The organism is Candidatus Kuenenbacteria bacterium HGW-Kuenenbacteria-1, from assembly GCA_002839745.1.
Lineage (GTDB): Bacteria > Patescibacteriota > Patescibacteriia > UBA2591 > PGYQ01 > PGYQ01.
The window spans coordinates 1-21,857 of sequence record PGYQ01000022.1 but is presented as its reverse complement, the minus strand read 5'-3'; the positions used below and the strand labels follow the sequence as shown (position 1 = coordinate 21,857).

The window sequence follows — 21,857 nt, the reverse complement described above, 5'->3', positions numbered from 1 at the left end:
TTGAATCAAAAACATATATAGAAAAATTTAGATTAGTGGCTAATGATTTAACTTTAGTTGAAGGACAAGGAGTAGTAACAATTTCTATTAATGTTGAAGGGATTCCTCAATTAATAGACGAAATAAATAAATTTTCAAAAGAAGCATGTATTTTTGATCCAAATAATTTAATTTCTGATTCTGATTTTACAAATTATAATTCAATGACTGTTGAAGAAATTCAAAGTTTTTTAGAACAAAATAAAAGTTATTTAGCAAATTATATTATTCCTACAGAAGAAGATGTTCCCTTTTGTTTTAAAGGCGGAAAAGATTCTTTAAAAATTTCTCAAAAAAATATTGGGAAAAAAGTTTCAGAATTAATTTATTTAGAAGCTCAAGAACATCAGATTAATCCGCAAGTTCTTTTAGTTACTCTTCAAAAAGAATCAAGCGTGATTACTTTAGAAAATATGCCAAATAAGTGGCGCCATACTTGGCTTTTGGGTTATGGTTATAATGAAAGTATGGCAGCTTGTACATATAGTTTAAATAAAGCAAAATCTCAGGCAGAATTAGGTGGAGTTGGCAATCAAATTACTTATGCTTTTTGGCAGTTTCAACAAAATTTTATTAAAGGAATAGGTCCGCAAATAAATGGAATTACTTCAAAGGTTGGCGATAAAATCATTCTTTCTAATACAAATAAAGAGCCATTAGAAGTTTTTCTTTCAAACAAAGCAACAGCTTGTCTTTATCGTTATACGCCACATGTTTATAATGGAAATTATAATTTTTGGAAATTTTATCAAAATTGGTTTGTAAAAAATTCAAAAATAGAAACAATTAGTGTGGATAAAATAAATTAAAATATTGTTTTTTAACTATTTATGTGGTACGCTAATTACATTAAAATTAAAAATTTGAAATGCAAAATAATAATTTAAAATTAAAAATTATTTCTTTTTTAAAACAAAAAAAAGTAATTGCTGGAGTTTTTGCAGGTTTTGGTGTTTTAATACTTTTTTTAGGATTTACGCAAATTAAAAACAGAATTTATAAGCCATTTGATTATTTAAATAAAAACAATCAGACAAATAATAATTTGTCTTTGCAAAAAGAAAATGTAAATATAGAAGATTTAAAAAATAAGGATACTGATAAGGATGGGATTTCAGATTATGATGAAGCATATGTTTATTTTACTTCGCCTTATTTAAAAGATTCTGATTCTGATGGTATTTTAGATAAAGTTGAAATTGAAGCAAAGACAGATCCTAATTGTTCTTCAGGTAAAATTTGCGACAAAACAGGAATTTTTCAAACTCCTCAAATACAGGAAGAGACAGAAAATAATAAGAACATATTGCAAGTTGATAATACGGAATTATCAATAGAAGAAATTAAACAATTTTTATTAAAAAATGGAATTTCTCAGGAAGAATTAAACAAAGCAGATAATAAAACAATTAGAGATGTTTATAATGAAACAGTAAAAACCACAGGTATTAATCCGTTGGAAAAAAGCAATAATTTGCCTTTACAATCTGAAATTCCAATAAATAATTTAAATGAAATACCTAATTTGGGTAGTCAACCAATGGATTTACAAAATATGTCTGTTGATCAAATGAGGGAATTTTTATTACAATCAGGAATAAATGAAACGGAATTAAAACAGATTGATAATGAAACCTTAAAAACATTATTTCAAAAAGCAGTTAGCGAAGCAGGGAATGAGTAAATAATTAATTTTCAATGATCAATTTTCAATGCGTAGGGATAGTAATTGCATTCCTACAAAAAAATATGTCAAAACAAAAAAACAAAAACTTTAAATACAAAAAAATTATTACAATGATAGTTTTTTTTGTTTTTCTTTTTTCTTTGATTACGCCAATGCTTTTAGTTCCCCAGCCAGCTCAGGCAGGTCTTAATGCTACTATTACAGATCTTCCTAGAATAATTATGGATTTTTTTCAAAAGATGTATAAAAAAACCAGTGCTTTTCTTTATAATCAAGGATTAGAAAAATATACAAACAAAATAGCTTATGATGCGGCAATTGCTCTTTCCTCAGGAAAGAGTGGACAAAAAACTGATTTTATAACAAATCCAAAAGAGTATTATAAAAGAATAGGTGATGGCGCAGCAGGGGATTTTTTAAATAATTTAGCCACAGGAAAAATGGGTGGCGTCTGTAATGTTACTAAGGGTGGTAAACCACTTTTTAGAGCTCCTTCTGAAGACGAAAAAAATAATGCATCAGAAGATTTTGTTTTTTGTACAAAAGAGACAGAAGCTACAGTATGTCCAACAGTAGGCGTCCCAAGAGTATGTAAATATAAGCCAAGTCTTTGCAAAACAGATACAGATTGTCCTGATTATAAAAATTGGACAGGAATTTCTCCAATGGAAGCTGCTATGCAGGGTCTAAAAGACCCTGTACCAATGAAACAATATGGAAAAAACGGAGTTGAATATACAGTAGAAGATGAGTGTCTTGCTGGAAAAGGAAAGTGTTTAGTTCCGAGGATTGATCTTTGCGAAACTGATTTAAAATTAAGAGCCCAAATTATCGGTGGAATTAAAGGAGCGGCTTTTGAAGAAGTTCAACCCGAATGTCCGCTTTCTAAAATAAGTAAACATTATAAAGAATTAAAAAGTCGGACAAAATTAGAAGATTGGGTGGATTATCAATCATATTTTAACCCCAATGCTAATGATATTGGCGTTCAATTATCCTTAATGACTAAAATGTATGACAAAGAAGCAGGTGCAGTAATAGAAGAAGAAAAAACAATTGATAATGGAATATTTTCTACAAAAAGTCTTATTAGTAAAAAAATAAAAACACCTGCTTGGATAAAAAAATCATGGTTAGGTAAGGTATTTACAAAAGGCGCTGATGAAAAAAAACAAACAGGTAACATATTGGCTGATGCGTTTGGAGTTTTTGCTAAAACATATGCTTCAAATTTTTTAAAAATATTAATGGAAAAAGGATTTAGTAATGATGATAATCCAGATTTAAGTGATCATGGCGCGACAGGTAGTACAACAAGTATCAAAGCAGCAGAAAAAATTTATTCTTCAATTTTTACTCCCCAAATTATTTCTGGTGGAAATTATGATGTTTTATCAAATTATTTAAGCTGTCCAGATGATTTGAATTTTGCCCAAGTAGATAATTGTGTAATACCTCAAACAATGGGAACGATATTACAAAATAATGAAAAAATAAGTTTTCAAGATGCAATTGATGCTCAAGATAAATATCCTTGGATTAATTTTCCAGTTGGTAAGAATAAAAATGGAAGAATTTTAGGCAAGGGTGATCAGGATGAAGGATTTAGTTTGGCAAATATTAAAAAAATGCGCTTGGCGCGGATTGTTCCAGTGGGGTTAGAAATAGCCGCGCAAAAATTAGTAGATAATACAAATATTTCTAGCAAGAGCCTAAAAGAAATTGTGCAAGGGTTTAATGGACCAGAAGGTAGTAATTTTTATCATTTAGTTGATCCAAATTGGATTTTAAAGTCCCCACAACATCAATGTGGCGCTAAGGTATTCGGATCAATTTTAGAAGCACCTCAATCAACCCAAAGAGGTTCAATTTGTGTAGATGCAAAAAGTTGTTTAAAAGAAAATGCTGATGGTACTTGCGCAGGCGCGTGGGGATATTGCGTCAGAGAAAAAAACATTTGGCGATTTGACGGAGATGAATGTCCAGAACGTTTTAATAATTGTCAAACTTTTCAAAAAGAAACACAGGCACAGGTTTCTTATTTAAAAAAGACATTAGATACAGTTGGTTGTGATAGTAGTAATGCCGGCTGTTTGTGGTATTCAAAAGCATATATTGAAGGTAAAGAGTTGTGTAATAAAACAAAAATAGCAACAGGTGATACGGTGTTTAATAAATGTATTAAAGATAATAGTCTTTTATCAGCAAAGAGAATATATTTTAATAAAAATGTTCAAACTTGTAATGCTAAAGATGATGGTTGTCATGAATTTATTCAATTAACTGATATAAAAAACGAAGAATATCCTTTAATAATAACAGCGCAAAATGTTTTTAATGAAGTTCATAAAGTTGGCAACACGGATGATAATTATTTTAATTATGCAAAGGAAAATAAAATTTATTTAAATAAAAATAGAATGCAATGCGATGAAGCAAACGTTGGTTGCGAAAAATATACGCCAACCAATAAAGAACCGTGGATTCCAGGAATTGCAAAAACTGAAAATGTTTGTCCTAAAGAATGTGTGGGATATAAATCTTATCATCAATTAGCAACAAATTTTGAAAACTCAGTTTTTCCTGTTGATTTAATTCCAAATGGAAAACAATGTTCAATTAGCGAAGCAGGTTGCGAAGAATTTACTAATTTAGATGAATTGGCTAAAGGAGGAGAAAGCAAGGAATATTACACTTCTTTAAGACAATGCGTAAAACCAGAAAGTACTTGCGGTGTTTTTTATACTTATTTTGGATCAGATACACAGGGATTTCAAATAAAAACTTATAATTTACAAAAAGATGGAAATGTGCCAAAAACTACTGATAATATTGGAGCAGAGGATTGTAATTCTGAAGAAGACGCAATGAATCATCCAGAATGTAAACAATTTTATGATGAGCTAGGGAATATTTCTTATAAGCTTTATAAAAAAACAATTTCCTGTTCTGATGATTGTCATCCTTTACGAAAATCTGGAGTTACTAGTATGAGCGAGTGTATTAATAAGGGTGGAGTTTGGGATGGAAATAAAAAACAATGTATTTATATGGCTATTCCAAGCGAAGGACAAACTTGTTCCGCTGGAAATATGGGATGTCGCGCTTATAGAGGAATACAAGGTGATAATTTTAGAATCGTTTTGCAAGACAATTTTGAAGATAAAGATTCTAAAGGATGGGTAAATGCCTCAATTACAAGTGAAGCAGAAGCGATTAGTGGAAATTCTATAAAATCTGAAGGTACTGGTGCTTTGGCTAATTTAATTAAATCTAGCGTAGGGGTAATGTCAGATTCATTAATTCAAAATAAATCTTATGAAATTTCTTTCTGGGCAAAATCAGGCACAGAAACTAAACAAGATGTTTCAGTAAATTTTAATAATGGAACGTCTGAAAAAATATTTTTTGGAATACAATCTGTTTCAATGGAATGGAATAAATATTCTTTTGGACCAGTTTTATTTAATCGTGAAGTGTCTGAAAATGAAATATTAGAAATTGTTGGCAATGTTTTTGTTGATAATATTTCTTTAAAAGAAATCAATGACATTTATTTAATAAAAAATTCTTGGGAGGTCCCTGCTTCTTGCGCTGGAGAAAATGGATCTGGATCAATGTTAAATTGCGCTGAATATCAAAATAGAAATGGTGCTTTTAATTATTTAAAGGGTTTTTCTTCTCTTTGTAAAGAAGAACTGATTGGATGTCAGGCATTAATTGATACTCAAAATTCCACTTTTCCTTATGCTTCTGTGGAAATAAAAGGAAAGACAACTGCTTCAGATGTAATGGCTTATTTTGTAAATAATCCGCAAAATTATTGCGCTTCTCAAGAAAAAGGTTGCGAGGCTTTGGGTTTACCAGAACTTAATGCTAGTAATGGTGTTAAAGAAGATAAGGAAGGAAATGGAATTTGGCGAGATGTTTATTTAAAAAATGATCCTGATTTTTATACAACAACTCTTTGTAATAGCAATGAAACATCTTGTCAGGAATATAAATATGGAGAAAATAATGCTTCAATTCTTTATTTTAAAGATCCAGGCGATAAGGTGTGTGAATATAAATTAGTCACAGGCGAAACAGAATATGGTTGGTATCAAAAAGGAACTGAATCTGGCAAACCAAATTGCGAATGTGAATTGAAAAAAATTTCGGAACAATCAGAACCTAAATGGTATCAAAGAGGAACTAAAAATGAATATCTGAACTGTAAAAAAAATGGAGATATTATTAGCGGTTGGGTTGGAATGTGCCCAAAAGAACAGTCCAGCTGTACGGAATTTATTGATCCATTAGACAATCAATCGTTTTATTATTTAAATAATAACAAGATTGATCGAACTTCGCCAAATGGATTAGTGAGTAAAAAAGAAGGGAAAATTTTATTCAATGATACCTCAAAAAAAGAATTAATTTATAACGCAACAGCAACTTATGAATTAGAAAAAGAGAATAAAAAGGCTGTTTCGCCAGTTGTATGTGAGAAAGGATCACAATCGTGCACAGCTAATACAATTATTAAGGTTGATCGTGATCGTGTTTGCGGACAATGGTTATCCTGTAAAAATAGTACAGAAATATTTAATGAGGGAAAGAAAAAAAATATTTGTGATGAAAATGGGTTATGTAAAAAATTTGCAGATGATACTACTTCTGGTTGCGATGAAATTATACAAAAAGAAATATTTCTTGGGAGGGTTTGGATTATAGTGGTTATTCAATTGCTAGCCAATATCCAATTTATACCTTGACGCAAAAAGATAATTCAACAAAAGATTTATCTGATTGGAGATTGATTTATAAAGCTGGTATAGTAGCAAATGGAATATCTAAATCCTGTCGCGCTTATCCGGAAGCGACTGCGCCTTTTTCAAAAAATATCGTTGAGCAGGATGGATTTCAAAGCGCCAGTGTTTGTGGCGAGGATGGTAATAATTGCGAGTGTAGTTATACAAAAATGGAAACAACAAATTATAGTACATCATATTTTAGACCTAATACAACAACAATAACCGGTTTATGTACTGAAGGAAGCGCTAAAATAATAGGAACATCATGTAGTTCTAATAAAGATTGTTGTGATACAAAGGATACAGACTGTAAAACTGACAATAAAGGTCAATGTTCGGCTATTAAAAAAATGAATCAATATTTGGGTTGGAAGGGTTATTGTTTAGAAAACGACAGGGATACTTTGATTAATAAAACAACAGGTGAGACAGCTTGTTTAACCTGGTTTCCAGTTGATTTAGTAAATGGAGAAACAAGCGCAGATTTAGATTTTCCAGGAGCAGGATTCGATGCCTCTGGATTGGGATTTGGCTCTGGCCCTTATTATTGTTTAGAAAAAGAAGGAAGTTTTGAATATAGAACAACAGGTTACGGTACGGACAAGAATGGACTTTGGGGTGCAGGATGTGGTGGTAAAGGTTGCCCCAATAATAATAATGGATATATACAATATTGTCATAAACGTCATACAGATTGGGGAGCTGTTCGTGTGGATTGGAGTTGTACTCCGACAAATGGGGATGGTTGTTATGATAAAATTACTAATAAAAAAGTAACAGGTATAAATAATGCAACTGATTGTAATGCATTTAAAATGTGTAGCAAGGCGGTTACTATGTCAAAATTAAATACTGGAAATATTAATGAAAATAAAGCATGGACAGATAGATTTTGGCAAGCGAAAAATAAACCTTTAATTAAATATAGTTATAATAATTTATATACTTATAATAGTTTATGCGAACCATTTGGCGCTTTACCTGCTAGCTCAACTATGTCAACTAATCCTATTTATCTTATGAAAACAGGGAAAATTTGTGGGATAGTAGAAGGTAGTGGGTTACAAGGAGTTAATGATTATGTAGATAAGAATATAGACCTTAAAAATATTTTTGCTAAATCAATGGGAATTTATAATTGGACAAATGGGCATGAAGCATATACAAATAAAGTTTGTGAAAATGACAGAGATTTTTTTTGTAAAGGAGATGGTGATTGTTTAATAAAAGGAGCATGTAAGGCAAATACTTGTAGCAATGGTTTAGGTATATTAGATACAACAAAAGATAGCACAAGCTGTAGACCTAATTTTGATAATTTAAATTGTTTAGAGAAAGTTAGTTGTAATAATAATGAGTGCAATGACAAAAATATTCTATGCAATAGTAATGCAATGTGTTCTTCTGGAATTTGTAGCGGGTTAGGTATTGGAACTCCACCTGCAATTTCGGGATTTTGTAGCATTAAAAGTTGTAATCCTAATACAGATTGTAAAAATATAGATTCTTTAAAAGAGTGTAAAAATGAAAAAAATGAAAGAATACAAGTAATAAAAAATAATGAAAAATGTGAGGAGGATGAGAAAGAAGGAGAGATTATTTTAGATGGACAATGTAGAATAGAAAAATATTGTATAAATGGAATAAAAATGGGTGAAGAATGTGCTGATGATTTAGGATGTACAATAAATAGAGGAAAATGTGTTGAAAGTACAGTTGAAGCGGTGCTAGCTTCTTATAAAGAAGGAAATGAATCTTGGGATGTGGCGGAAACTATAAGAGGAGCGGATTCAGTAAATTCTGCGCCGAAAATTCAAGCAGTAAAAGTGAATGATTCATGTGATATTGCAAAAAATTGGTGTCCAGGAGGTGATCAGAATAAATTTACAGTTAATAATCAAACATCTAAAACAATAGCAATAGCGGGCGAAAAGGGTTTTTCCGCAGTGGTAAAATTTTATGCATGGGCAGATAAAGATCAAATGCCAATCAGAGAGATTATTATAGATTGGGGCGATAATTCTACTAAAACCATAACATCGGCGAAAATTAAAAATCATAAAGAAAAATGTGGTCTATCAATAGATTTTGGAGATCAACCGCAAGCTTGCATTGAGACATATTTTCAATATAGCCATATTTATACAACAACAGGAACACATACGATTAAAGTAAGTGTAAAAGATAATTGGGGATGGTGTACAAATGGAAAATATGCTGGCGATACAAAATGTCTAGGAGATTCATTTATTTCTGGTCCAACAATTACGATTCAATAATTGTACGAATTAAACGGGGTTCAACCCCTACGGTTGGGATGTTCTAACCAAAAGATTTGGGTAGGTTGGAGCCTCTGCTCCAACCAAAAAATGAGAGCAGAGGCTCTTATCTACCCCATAAATTTATTAATTTTTTATGTTTCTAAAAAAACACAAATTCATATTTTTCTTTATCTTGCCAATTTTTCTTTTGTGTGGTGTTTTTTTTGTAGTTCCCAATTCAGTTAATGCAGCGGATCCTATAGGATGGATAACAGGTGTAGTAGGAAATATTTTAATAGCGCCAGTATCTTGGATAATATATGCAATAGTTAAACTTTTAGCCAATGTTTTAATTGTTATTATTCAAATATTAATCGCTGTTAGCTTATATAATGGTTTTATTGATGCTCCAGCAGTAACCGAGGGCTGGGTAATTATTAGGGATTTGGCAAATATGTTTTTTGTTATTGTTCTTTTAATTATTGCCATTAGCACAATTTTAGGACTTGAAAGTTATAATTATAAAAAATTATTGCCAAAATTATTATTAATGGCTATTTTGATCAATTTTAGCAAAATGATTTGCGGACTTTTAATTGATGTGAGCCAGGTAGTGACAATGACTTTTGTTGATGGTTATAAAAATGCGGCAGCTGGAAATTTGGCTACTGCTTTTGGATTAGATCAATTATTAAGTTATGGTTGGAAAACAGAAGCAGCAAAAAATGCAGAAACAGGTTTATTAGAAATAATGGGAGCGCTTATTTTAGCGTTAGTTTTATTAATTGTGGCTATTTCTGTAACTGTGGGAACAATTTTAATTTTTTTAATTAGAATTATAATGTTGTGGTTTCTTGTGGTGCTTTCTCCAATCGCTTATCTTTGTTCCGCTTTTCCTGGTGGATCAAAATATTCTGGGCAGTGGTGGACAGAATTTACAAAATATTTAATTATTGGACCGGCAATGGCTTTCTTTTTATGGTTATCTTTAACAGTAATGTCAACAGCTGATGTGGCAACAACTCAAGGCTTTAGAACTATTGAAACAAAAGAGAAGTCTCAAATAATTGAAAAAGAAGATTCGTTTTTAGGGGTATCAGATAATCTTTCAGGCACAATTTCATCTATCAGTAGTTCAAGTCATCTTTTAAGTTATATTATTGCTATTGGAATGTTATGTGGTTCAATGATGATGGCTTCGCAAATTGGTGTTGCTGGCGCTGGCATGGCAATGAAAGTCGCTAAAAGTGTTGGCATTGGTGGATCAAAATTGGCTTATAAGGGAACATTGGGTTGGGCAGGCAAAAAGATGTATGCTGGCGAACTTCCTTTTGGTATTGGAAAAGGAGTTTTATTAAATCCAATGGAACTTATGAAACGATGGGGCGAGGGTAGAAAAGGAATAGCAGAGGAACGAATGCGAAAGGGAGATGTTGAGGCTGGAAAAAATATGGGAAAAGGTGGATGGGGAGGAGCTTTAACAGGTATGGGCGCTGAGGGTTATTATAAAAATTATACAGGATGGAGTGGATTTCAAAAAACTTTTCTCACAGGTGGTGCGCTTCGTGTGGGAAGATGGGATAGCAGAGAAGAACAAAGAAAGTTAAAAAGAGATGAGGTAACAGAAGAAGATAAGATAAGCGGAGAAGTAACAAGTGGTCCTAATGATAAGGAAAAAGAAAAATATGCAAATGATAATAATATAGTTTTAGATTCAACTTGTACAGCTATAAATCCAGAAGACAAAGTGAAAATGGCAGAATTTGAAAAAGAATGGAAAGTTAAAAAAGCAAAACAATGGGATAATGGTCCATTAGAAGATGATATTGAAAATCATATTGATGGAATAAATATTACGCGCGTTAGCCAAGGGCAAAAAAAATTAAAAGGTGAAGATTTAAAAAACGAAAAAGAAACATTTATTAAAGATTGGAAAAACAAAAATAAAGATACTTATCTTGGGGCTGGAGCTGATGCAAAAAAAGTTAGCGATGGTTTTGAAAAAATAGGTAAAATAAATAAAAAACAAGATAATATTACTCCAGACACAGTGGAAGACAAAATAAAAGAAAAAAGTCTTGTTTCTACAATAAAAGACAAACACAAAGACTTTACTGTTCCACAACTTACCAGAGCTTTTAAAAATGCTTTAGAAGCAAAAGATGAATTAAAAATGAAGGCTATTTTAGCTTTAATTGCTGAAAAAGAAGGACTCGATGATTTATTAAGAACACAAGGCAGAAGTGAAGATACAGAAGGATATAAGGGATTTATGAAAGAAATAACAGGTAAGGGCAAGTTGAATATGGATACACAAGAAGCTTTGGGGCTTCAAGCTGAAATTGGCGCGATCGCTGGCAGACAAGGACAAGTACAATTTGATAAAACAGTTAGTGTAAACAAGAAGAGTGGTGAATATAAAGAAAGAGATAAAAATGAAATTGATTTAGCTCGATACAATGAAATAAGAGCATCAAAAAGTGGAAGAGAAATATTTCAAAAAATACCAAAACTTATTACAGAAAAAACTGGCGAAATAACTGATCCTGGTAAATTATTAATTCAGGATGGTTTTCAATCTATAAAAGATCTTGTTGGTAGAGGAGAATTAAGTCCTGAATTAATAAAATTATTTAATACTGGCGGTAAAAATGGTAGTATGGAAAATATGTTAAAAAAACTTTGGAAAAATGAAAATAATAATGAAGTTGATACTTTAATTGATAAAATACAAAAAACAGAAGCAGGTAAATCTTTAGTAAATAGAGTTGCAAATGCAGAAACAGATGTACAATTTTCGGTTACAAAAACAGAACAAGCAAAAAAAATAGCAGATACAAATAGAACAACAGCAGCACAGGCAAAAAAAATAGCAGATACAGATGTAACAACAGCAACAACAGCAACAATACAAGCAACAGCAGCAAAAACTGCGCAACAAAAAGTAGTAATAGCAAAGGAAACAATAGAAACAACAGCAAAAAATAAAGAAGAAAGTAAAAGAGAGACTTTGGAACAAAAACAACAAGATCAACAAGAACAGCAATTAAAAATAACAACAGCAACAACAGGAGCAGCAGCAGCAAAAGGAGCAGTACGGGAACAATTATTAAAAGAAGCGGCAAATGCGGCAAAAGAAGTGGCAAAATTGCAACAAGAAATAATAATAGCGCAACAAGCATTAGCAAAAGCAACAATAGATGCAACAAAAGCAACAATAGATGCAACAAAAGAGCAACAAAAATTAGCAACAGCAACACGAGTAGAAACAGCAGCAAAGAAAACAGAATTAACAGCAAACGCAACAGCACAAACTGCGCAACAAACATTAGCAAAAGCAATAGCAGACCAAGGAATAGCAGATACAGCCTTACAAGATGCACAAAAGGCACAGAAATAAAAAAAATAAATAAAATTATGTAGGGGCGATTCTATGTAATCGCCCATAATAAACAGGGCGAAAACGTGGTTTCGCCCCTACGATCGGGAAATTCCGTAAACAGGGCGAAAACGTGGTTTCGCCCCTACGATCGGGAAATTCCGTAGGCCGATTCTATGTAATCGCCCATAATAAACAGGGCGAAAACGTGGTTTCGCTCCTACAACAGAAATATAATTTAAAAATTTATAATTTAATTTTTATTATGTCTACAATTCAAGAATTATTAGAAGAATTTCATATTGAAAAAACAGAGGTTTGCGAAGAAATGGAAAAAGGAGTCAAGGATTTTGTCAAATTTAATATGACAAAAGAAGCTTTTGATTTCAGTAAAAATTTAACCATTTTGATAAATGGATTTCCTAACTTTAAAGAAAATTATCCTTATTTATTTGAAAGATACCAAGATTTAAACCTTCAAATAAAATGGTTAACTTTATTTTGGCTTTCTGAAAGAGAAATTATTTTTCTTTTTGAAGAAAATTTTGTTAAAGTTTTTGAATTAGAATTTTTTGATATTTGGGAAAAAATTAAATTAAAATTAATTTCTATTTCATTTTGTGAAGATAGAGATGAATTGAAAAAGAAAATTATAGAAGCGCTTTTACGAAATAAAGAAATTTTTACTAGCCAAATACTTGTTCAAGATGATAAAAAATATAAACCATCAATAAGCAATTGGCTTTTAATATATAATAGACTTTTAGGTACTAGTCCTTTGCCTCGTCTCAAAATAGCCCAATTTCTTGTTTCAAATTCCAATGTTAAAAAATTAAAACCATTAGAAAAAGAAAAATTTAGAACCTTAATTAATTTATATGAAAAATTAAAACTTTCTTCCTTAACTTTAGAGGGGTTTGAGGAAGATATTTCTGTTAATGAAGAGGGAAAAATAGGCGTGATAAAGGAAGGTATTTTTTATCCAGAAAATGAAAAAGCAATTTATAGTTATAAAAAAGCAATAAAAGATCTTGAAGATTCAGCAAAGTTTGAAAAAATTTTGCAACCATTAAAACAAAAAAATAATATTGTAGAGGCGTACCCTAGTGTACTCCCAGAAAATTCCGTAGGTACGAATGGCATTCGCCCAATCAAAGAAGAAATTTCAACAAAAGAAAAAATTTTAGCCGGTTATTTTAAAGGGCATTTAGAGCAAAAAGTGATTTATAATTTTGAAAGAGAAATTATTGATGATACAAAAAAAGATTCAGAAAAAATTAAAATTATTTTAAAACAAGCTTTAGTTGTACCTGAAATAGAAAAAGCTATTGCTGCTTTAAAAATTTTGGCTCAAATTAATGAACTTCCAGAATTAGTAAAAGATGAAAAAATCGGTCAAGGATTTATTGTTTTTCTTTCTGAGTTAGGAGAGACAATAACCGTGGATGATCTTAAAAGATTATCAAACTCTATTAAATATACAAATTTATTATTGCAATATATTTTAAAAAATAAATTAGGGTTGAGTGAAAATGATTCAGCAAAAATTGGTGTTCAATTTGCTAATATTTTAAGTGTGTTTAATAGAGATTTTGGGAAAATGGTTTATTTTAACGCTGATAAAGGAGAATTTAGATGGAGTTAATAAAATTTTAAAATTTTTAATGATCGATTTTCAATTTTCAATAAATCAATTTTTTAAAAAATAAACAATAAAAATCGTTTTAAGTATAATCTAATTTAGAAATCTATTATGAAAAAATTAATAACTTCCGAATCTGTTACTGAAGGTCATCCAGATAAAATTTGTGATCAAATCAGTGACGCTATTTATGACGAAATGGTAAAACAAGATCCAGATACACATGCTGGAATTGAATGTTTTTGTACCACTGGTTTGGTTTTGGTTGGTGGAGAAGCCAGAACCAAAGCCTATGTTAATATTGAACAAGTGGTTAGAAAAACATTAAAAGAAATTGGTTATGATAAACAAGAATATGGTTTTTGTTGTGACGATGTAGGCGTAATTGTAACTTTGCACGAACAAAGTCCTGATATTGCTCAAGGAGTTGATGTTGGCAAAGGAGAACATAAAGAGCAAGGCGCTGGAGATCAAGGCTTAATGTGGGGTTATGCTTGTAATGAAACTTTAGAATTAATGCCTTTGCCAATTATTTTAGCTCATAAATTAACAAAAAGATTAGCTGAAGTTAGAAAAAAGAAAATCCTATCTTATTTGCGACCTGATGGTAAAAGTCAAGTAACAATAGAATATGATGGTGACAAAGCTAAACGGATTGAAACAATTGTAATTGCTACTCATCATAATGATAAAATAAAAACGGAAAAATTGAGAGCGGACATTAAAGAAAAAGTTATTAAATTTGTTTTAGGCGATTTATTGGATAAAAAAACTAAAATTTTTATTAATGAAACCGGGCGGTTTGTTATTGGTGGACCGCCAGCTGATACAGGATTAACTGGTCGGAAAATTATTGTTGATACTTATGGTGGAATTGGCGCTCATGGCGGGGGTTGTTTTTCAGGTAAATGTATAACCAAAGTTGATCGTAGTGGCGCTTATATGGCTAGGTATGTGGCAAAAAATATTGTTGCCTCAGGATTAGCTGATAAATGTCAGCTTCAAGTAGCTTATGCGATTGGCATTGCTGAACCGGTTAATATTTATATTCAAACTTTTAATACTAATAAAATTTCAGAAGACAAAATTGTTGAGTTAATAAAAAAACATTTTGATTTTAAACCAAGAGCCATTATAGAACAGCTTAATTTAAAAAGACCAATTTATAAACAAACAGCTTCTTATGGACATTTTGGGAGAAAGGATTTGAATTTACCATGGGAAAAAACAGACAAAGCAGGTATTTTAAGAAAAGAAGGAAACTTAAAAAGTTTAAAAATTTAAAATTATTTTTTCATGTCTATTTTAATAGTTGGATCTTTGGCATATGATTATGTGATGGATTTTCCAGATTCTTTTAAAAATCACATTATGCCTAAACAATTGCATATTTTAAATGTAAGTTTTGCTGTAGATAAAATTGAAAAAAATTTTGGCGGATGTGCTGGAAATATTGCATATAATGTAAAATTATTGGGAGAAGAACCAATAATATTTTCTTCTTTGGGCGCTGATGCTCAAGATTATTTATCTCATTTTAAAAAATATAAAATCAAAAATAAATATATAAATATTTCTAAACAAAAAAACACAGCTAGCGTTTATATAATTACTGATAAAAAAGATAATCAAATTTCTGCTTTTTATAGCGGGGCTTTAAAAGAAACAACAAACAAAAGCATTAATAAAATAAAAGAGAAAATTAAATTAGCCTTAATTTCTCCTACTTATAAAGACAATATGATAAAATATGCTAGAGAATGTTATGAAAATAAGATTTTATTTGTTTTTGATCCGGGTCAACAAATTACTGAATTTAAAAAAAAAGAATTACAAGAAATGATTTCCAAAGCTAAATTTGTGATTGGCAATGATTATGAAATTAAATTAATGCAGAAAAAAACTAAATGGAATATTTCTAAAATGTTAAATAAAACCGAAGTAATTATTATTACTTTAGAAGAAAAAGGTTCAAAGATAATTACTCAAAATGAAACAATAAATATTGATTCTTGTTTGTTAAAAAAAATAGAAGATCCAACTGGTGCTGGCGATGCTTATAGAGCTGGTTTTTTTACTGCTTATATTGAAGGTAAAGATTTAAAAATTTGTGGAAAATATGCTAGTTTAGTCGCTAAATATGCAATAGAAAATTATGGAACTCAAAATCATTTTTTTACACGGAAGGAGATTGATAAAAAGTTAAGTAATGTTAAATTATAAATTTTATGACTCAAACTAAAAATTACAAAATCGCAGATATAAATTTAGCTGAATTCGGACGAAAAGAAATTAACATTGCTGAAAAAGAAATGCCCGGACTTTTAGCTATTCGTAAAAAATATATTAAAAGTAAACCTTTGCAAGGAGCTAAAATAACTGGTTCTTTACATATGACTATTCAAACAGCGGTTTTAATTGAAACCTTAACAGCATTAGGAGCTGAAGTGCGTTGGGCTTCTTGTAATATTTTTTCTACTCAAGATCATGCCGCATCCGCAATTGCCAAAAAAGGAATTCCTGTTTTTGCTTGGAAAGGAGAAAGCTTAAAAGATTATTGGTGGTGTCTTGAGCAAGCTTTAAATTTTGGTGACAATCAAGGCCCAAATTTAATTGTTGATGATGGAGGAGATGCTACTTTAATGATTCATAAAGGAGTAGAAATTGAACAAAATTCAGAACTTTTAAAAAAAGATTATTCAAAACAAGGACAAGATTTTAAAGAATTGATTGATAAATTAAAATTGATTTATCAAAAAAATAAAACCTATTGGCAAACGATAATTAAAAATATTAAAGGAGTTTCCGAAGAAACAACAACTGGTGTTAATCGACTTCATCAAATGTTAAAACAAAATAAACTTTTTTTCCCTGCAATTGATGTGAATAGTTCAGTAACTAAATCTAAATTTGATAATTTATATGGTTGTCGTGAATCTTTAGCTGATGGAATTAAACGAGCCACTGATGTAATGATTGCTGGAAAAGTGGTTGTTGTTTGTGGATATGGTGAAGTGGGTAAGGGTTGCGCTCAAAGCATGAGAGCTTTTGGCGCTCGGGTAATTGTAACTGAGATTGATCCAATTTGCGCTTTACAAGCGGCAATGGAAGGATTTGAAGTGGATATTATAAAAAATATTTTAACAAAAGGAGATATTTATATTACAGCTACTGGTAATTTTGATATTATTACTGCCGAGCATATGAGTAAAATGAAAGATCAAGCAATTGTTTGCAATATTGGGCATTTTGATAATGAAATTCAAGTAGAACAATTAGAAAAAATACCTAAAATAAAAAAACAAAATATTAAACCACAGGTTGATCAATATTTTTTTCCTAATGGTAATTCAATAATTTTATTGGCCGAAGGTCGGTTGGTTAATTTGGGTTGCGCCACAGGACATTCTAGTTTTGTAATGAGTAATTCTTTTTCAAATCAGGTTTTGGCTCAAATTGAATTATGGACTAAAAAATATAAAATTGGCGTTTATTGCTTGCCTAAAAAATTAGATGAGGAAGTGGCAAAATTGCATTTAGAAAAAGTAGGAGCAAAACTTACTAAATTAACCAAAAAACAAGCTGATTATTTAGGCATTTCAATTACTGGTCCATATAAATCAGAGAGTTATAAATACTAAAAAATTTTGAATTTTAATTTCTTAAAAGCTAAAAGCTATTTTATGTTAAATTTAAATGAAATAGAAAATTTAAAAGATCCAGAAGTTTTTAGAAAAACAGAAAAAATTGTTCAAGAGATAATTATTAATAAACAAATTAAAGAAGCTTTAAAGTTAATTAATTTTTTAGAAGAAAAAGCGCCATTCTTACAAAAAGAATTATATCAACTTTTATTAGTAAAATTAAAATTGTTAACTTTTTCTTTATTTTCAGAATTAGAAGTTTTAGATTTTTTTAAAAAAAATATTAGAGAAATTTTAAAAATTTCTGCGGAAGATATTTTAGAAAGTGTTAAATCAAAAATAATTGGTTTGCCAATTTTAGAGAGAAATAGTTTTAAAAAAGAATTATTCCTTGTTTTAAAAGAGGTGGCAAAAAAAGAAAAAATTGATTTTAAAGAATTAGTTTTTTTGATAAATTATTTAAAAATTTCTTCAGAAGAAGAACCTGAAGAAGAAATTTTAGTTAAAGATGAAGCCATAGAAAATGAACAGCAGAAAGAAATATGGGAAATGATAAAAACAAAAAAACAAGAAAGCATAGAGACACAAAAACAAGAAAATATAGAGGAACAGTTACGAACTACTAACTATTCTTTGCCAACTAATTTAAATCGTCCTGTTTTTGAGTCTTCAAAACCAAAAACCGAAAGCATAAAATTTACTCATAAATTAATTGGACCAATAGAAGAATTAAGAAATTTTACATTAAATGAATTTAGAAAATTAGGCGATACTCCTCAAGAAGTGGTGCAAAAAATTAAAGAAAAGATAGATATTTTAGGAAAAGATTCTTTAATTAAAAAAGCAGAAGGTATTAAAGCTTGGCAAAATACAGAGATAAATAAATTATATTTAGAAATAGGCAGAATTAGTTTGAGAAAAAATATTTCTATTTCTGAAGCAATTAATGAAAATATTAGTAATGGATTATTAACTTTAACATTGGAGGAATTTGAAGCAATAACAGATTTAAATAAAAAATTAAGATTTTAAATTATGAATCAATTTGCTGTTCCACAATTTATTAGTGTTGAAAATACAATTATTGGAAAAGTGACCACGCGTCAATTTGTTATTTTTTTGATAGCAGGGCTTTTAATTTTTATTTGCTTTAAACTGTCTGATTTTTCTTTGTTTTTATTAGAAGCGGTGGTTATTTTAGTAATTGTTTCTCTTTTTGCATTTTATAAACCGAATGGACAGCTTTTTCATATTTTTTTAATTGCTTTTATTAAAACTTATAGAAAACCAGCATTAAGAATTTGGAAAAAAGAAAAACTGAGCCATCATCAAATAAAAAAAAGCAAACTAAACTTTCAGAACTAACTTTAATTGTTGATACAGGAGGTAGTTATAAAGGGGAAGAATAAATTAAGAAATGAGAAATTATAAATTATAAATTTTAAATTAAAGAAAATTCTAAAAAGTTAATTTTTGTTTTATGAAATCTAAATCAATAAAATCTAATAAATTATCTTCAACGCAAAAATATTTAAATATCGCCGAGATCAAAGACAATGTCGTTGTTTTTAATGACGGTTCTTTAAAAGCTGTTCTTTTAGTTTCTAGTATTAATTTTGCTTTAAAATCAGAAGAAGAACAAGAAGCAATTGTTCAAAATTATGTTAGTTTTCTTAATTCTTTAAGAAGACCTATTCAAGTGATTATTCAATCTCGTTTATTAAATATTGATTATTATTTATTAAATTTAGAACAGATAAAAAAAGAAATAATGAATGAATTATTAAAAACACAAATTACTGATTATATTCAATTTATTCGTGAATTAATCAAATTAGGGGATATTATGAGCAAACGTTTTTATGTGGTGATTTCTTATAATCCATTAGGAGATTCAAAGAAAGGATTTTTTGCTCAAACAGCTGAGCTTTTTTCTTCAGCTTCTAAAATTACATTGGATAGAAAAAAATTTGAAAAATATAAAATTGTTCTTTTAAGAGAAGTTAGTTATATTATTTCAGGCTTATCTTCTATGGGAATAAAATCTATTCAATTAGATACGCAAAGTTTAATAGAATTATTTTATAATAGTTATAATTTTGAAGTAGCTCAAAGAGAAAAACTTGAAACATTAAATAAATTAAGAGTGGAAGAAGAATAAAATTTAATGTTTGGGAGTTCGTAAATATTTCTTAAGATTTTTGTTGTCTTGTATTTTTTTAAAATTAAATTAATAAAAATTAATTATACATTTTTACTATGCCAACAACAATTTTATGTAGGGTTTCATTACTTTTTTTATGAAAAAAATATTACTTTGCATTTTTTCAATTGTTACAATGAGTTTGCTTTTTACTCAAAAAGCACTTGCTGTTTGTCCAATTTGTACCATTACTGTTGCTGGAGGAGTTGGATTTTCAAGATGGCTGGGAATTGATGATATGATCACTGGGCTTTGGGTTGGCGGATTAATTGTTTCTTTGATTATTTGGACTGAAGATTGGTTTAACAAAAAAAATATTCAATTTAAAATGAGAGTTGTTGTTGTAATTTTAGGATATTATTTATTTACTATTATCCCACTTTATTTTACTGGTATTTTAGGAAATCATCAAAATAGTTTACTATGTTTTTGTAATTTTCATATAGATAAATTATTATTAGGAATTATTGTGGGTAGTTTTGGATTTTGGTTTGGAGCTTCTTTGTATAATTCTTTAAAAGAAAAAAATAATAATCGCGCTTATTTCCCTTATCAAAAAGTTGTTATGCCAATTTTATTACTTCTTGTTTTAAGTGTTATTTTTTATTTTTGGTTTAATGGTCAAAAATGGTTGCTATAATAGTTAAATTTGTTTTAAGATTAGAATAAATATTAAGTTTATTAAACTAGTTGCGGAATAACTCAATAAGATAAACTATCCTTATGAATTTTGGAATTATCAATTAAAAAAAAATAAAAAAGCCAGACACACTTTTATGAACGGTCCCATTATATATATCTAAATCATTATGACACAAAATTAGCAGGTATGACATTTCTATATTGTTGTACTATGACATTATCACATTGCTACGACAAGAAAACGGAAATAATTGCAAATTTTAATCAGATATGATATTATATGATAATATCAAGCCCTAAAAAAACTAAACCTATTTTTGCCTTCAATTATGAAAAATTATAAATGAAATTTAATTAAAATCATATTTTGGCAAAACAAAAATATTATGTCTGAAAATAAATTTTTAGAAAGTAATCCTAACCCTGAAAAAAACCCTCCATCTTTTGGGGAGAAAAGAGAACAGGTTAAAACAACTTACGAGTCTCTTTCTGGACTTAAACCACAACAAACTTTTAAATTCCCTTTAAATAGAAATAGAATAGAGGCTTTAAAAATGATTAAAAATGAAAATGAAATTACCGAAGAAAAAATAAAAGATCTTTTAGAGAGCAATGATTTTATAGAAAAAAAAGCAGGATTATATTTACTTAAAAAAAACTCAAAAGATTTAGTCTATTTAGAATATTTCTTAACAATTTCAGAAAAAATAATTGAATATGGAGATTTTGAAGTTAGAAAAATAGTAGCTCAAACTTTAGGTAATTTAGGTGAAAAAGCTTTACCAATTTTAGAAAAAATGATTAAAGATGAAGATTATTATGTTCGAATGTCAGTGGCTCAAGCTTTAGGTAATTTAGGTGAAAAAGCTTTACCAAATTTAGAAGAAATGATTAAAGATGAAGATTCTGATGTTCGAATGTCAGTGGCTCAAGCTTTAGGTAATTTAGGTGAAGAAGCTTTACCAATTTTAAAAAAAATGATTGAAGATAAACATTATTATGTTAAAAAAATAGTAGCTCAAGCTTTAGGTAATTTAGGTGAAGAAGCTTTACCAATTTTAAAAAAAATGATTGAAGATAAACATTTTGATGTCCGAATATCAGTAGCTCAAGCCTTAGGTAATTTTGGTGAAGAAGCTTTACCAATTTTAAAAAAAATGATTGAAGATGAACATTTTGATGTCCGAATATCAGTAGCTCAAACTTTAGGTAATTTAGGTGAAAAAGCTTTACTAATTTTAAAAAAAATGATTGAAGATGAACATTTTGATGTCCGAAGAGCAGTAGCTCAAGCCTTAGGTAATTTTGGTGAAGAAGCTTTACCAATTTTAAAAAAAATGATTGAAGATAAAGATTATTATGTTAAAAAAATAGTAGCTCAAGCTTTAGGTAATTTAGGTGAAGAAGCTTTACCAATTTTAAAAAAAATGATTGAAGATGAAGATTATGATGTTAGAATATCAGTAGCTCAAGCCTTAGGTAATTTAGGTGAAGAAGCTTTACCAATTTTAAAAAAAATGATTGAAGATGAAGATTATGATGTTAGAATATCAGCAGCTCAAGC

The 21,857-nt window shown here is 29.4% G+C and carries 14 protein-coding genes; 13 read left to right on the top strand and 1 reads right to left on the bottom strand.

Annotated elements, in window-relative coordinates:
* The 4 genes from CVV26_03400 to CVV26_03385 all read left to right on the top strand — a co-directional run.
* The coding region (locus tag CVV26_03400) for a hypothetical protein (protein PKL72004.1) at positions 1-848 on the top strand (848 nt) is incomplete at its 5' end.
* A 59-nt stretch (positions 849-907) separates the two neighbouring features.
* Positions 908-1,723, top strand: coding sequence for a hypothetical protein (locus CVV26_03395; GenBank protein ID PKL72003.1), 816 nt, complete (start codon positions 908-910; stop codon positions 1,721-1,723).
* Positions 1,724-1,788: 65 nt separating this feature from the next.
* Entirely contained in the window at positions 1,789-6,483 is a 4,695-nt protein-coding gene (locus CVV26_03390; protein ID PKL72002.1) for a hypothetical protein, read from the top strand.
* Entirely contained in the window at positions 6,432-8,801 is a 2,370-nt protein-coding gene (locus CVV26_03385; GenBank protein PKL72001.1) for a hypothetical protein, read from the top strand. Before CVV26_03390 ends, CVV26_03385 begins: the two co-directional genes overlap by 52 nt.
* Before the next feature lie 2,783 nt (positions 8,802-11,584).
* On the opposite strand, the gene CVV26_03380 is transcribed toward CVV26_03385, so the two are convergent.
* Complete coding sequence (locus CVV26_03380; GenBank protein ID PKL72005.1) at positions 11,585-12,112, bottom strand: hypothetical protein; 528 nt, start codon at positions 12,110-12,112, stop codon at positions 11,585-11,587.
* A gap of 315 nt (positions 12,113-12,427) precedes the next feature.
* Here CVV26_03380 and CVV26_03375 point away from each other — a divergent pair, with 315 nt between their 5' ends.
* The 9 genes from CVV26_03375 to CVV26_03335 form a co-directional block, all read left to right on the top strand.
* Positions 12,428-13,807, top strand: a complete 1,380-nt coding sequence (locus CVV26_03375; GenBank protein PKL72000.1) for a hypothetical protein — start codon at positions 12,428-12,430, stop codon at positions 13,805-13,807.
* A gap of 108 nt (positions 13,808-13,915) precedes the next feature.
* On the top strand, positions 13,916-15,088 hold the full coding sequence (locus CVV26_03370) for a methionine adenosyltransferase (protein PKL71999.1): 1,173 nt from the start codon (positions 13,916-13,918) through the stop codon (positions 15,086-15,088).
* Positions 15,089-15,100: 12 nt separating this feature from the next.
* Positions 15,101-16,027: a carbohydrate kinase family protein gene (locus tag CVV26_03365; GenBank protein PKL71998.1), complete on the top strand. Its 927-nt coding sequence runs from the start codon at positions 15,101-15,103 to the stop codon at positions 16,025-16,027.
* Between the two features lie 5 nt (positions 16,028-16,032).
* Positions 16,033-17,445 carry an adenosylhomocysteinase gene (locus CVV26_03360; protein PKL71997.1) on the top strand — a complete coding sequence of 471 codons (1,413 nt, stop codon included), beginning with the start codon at positions 16,033-16,035 and terminating at the stop codon, positions 17,443-17,445.
* Positions 17,446-17,487: 42 nt separating this feature from the next.
* Positions 17,488-18,480 (top strand): hypothetical protein, encoded by a 993-nt coding sequence (locus tag CVV26_03355; GenBank protein ID PKL71996.1) that lies wholly within the window; start codon positions 17,488-17,490, stop codon positions 18,478-18,480.
* Between the two features lie 3 nt (positions 18,481-18,483).
* Positions 18,484-18,813 (top strand): hypothetical protein, encoded by a 330-nt coding sequence (locus tag CVV26_03350; protein ID PKL71995.1) that lies wholly within the window; start codon positions 18,484-18,486, stop codon positions 18,811-18,813.
* A 115-nt stretch (positions 18,814-18,928) separates the two neighbouring features.
* Entirely contained in the window at positions 18,929-19,609 is a 681-nt protein-coding gene (locus tag CVV26_03345) for a hypothetical protein (GenBank protein PKL71994.1), read from the top strand.
* A gap of 178 nt (positions 19,610-19,787) precedes the next feature.
* Positions 19,788-20,291, top strand: coding sequence for a hypothetical protein (locus tag CVV26_03340; protein PKL71993.1), 504 nt, complete (start codon positions 19,788-19,790; stop codon positions 20,289-20,291).
* A gap of 388 nt (positions 20,292-20,679) precedes the next feature.
* A partial coding sequence (locus tag CVV26_03335; protein ID PKL71992.1) for a hypothetical protein occupies positions 20,680-21,857 on the top strand: 1,178 nt, incomplete at its 3' end.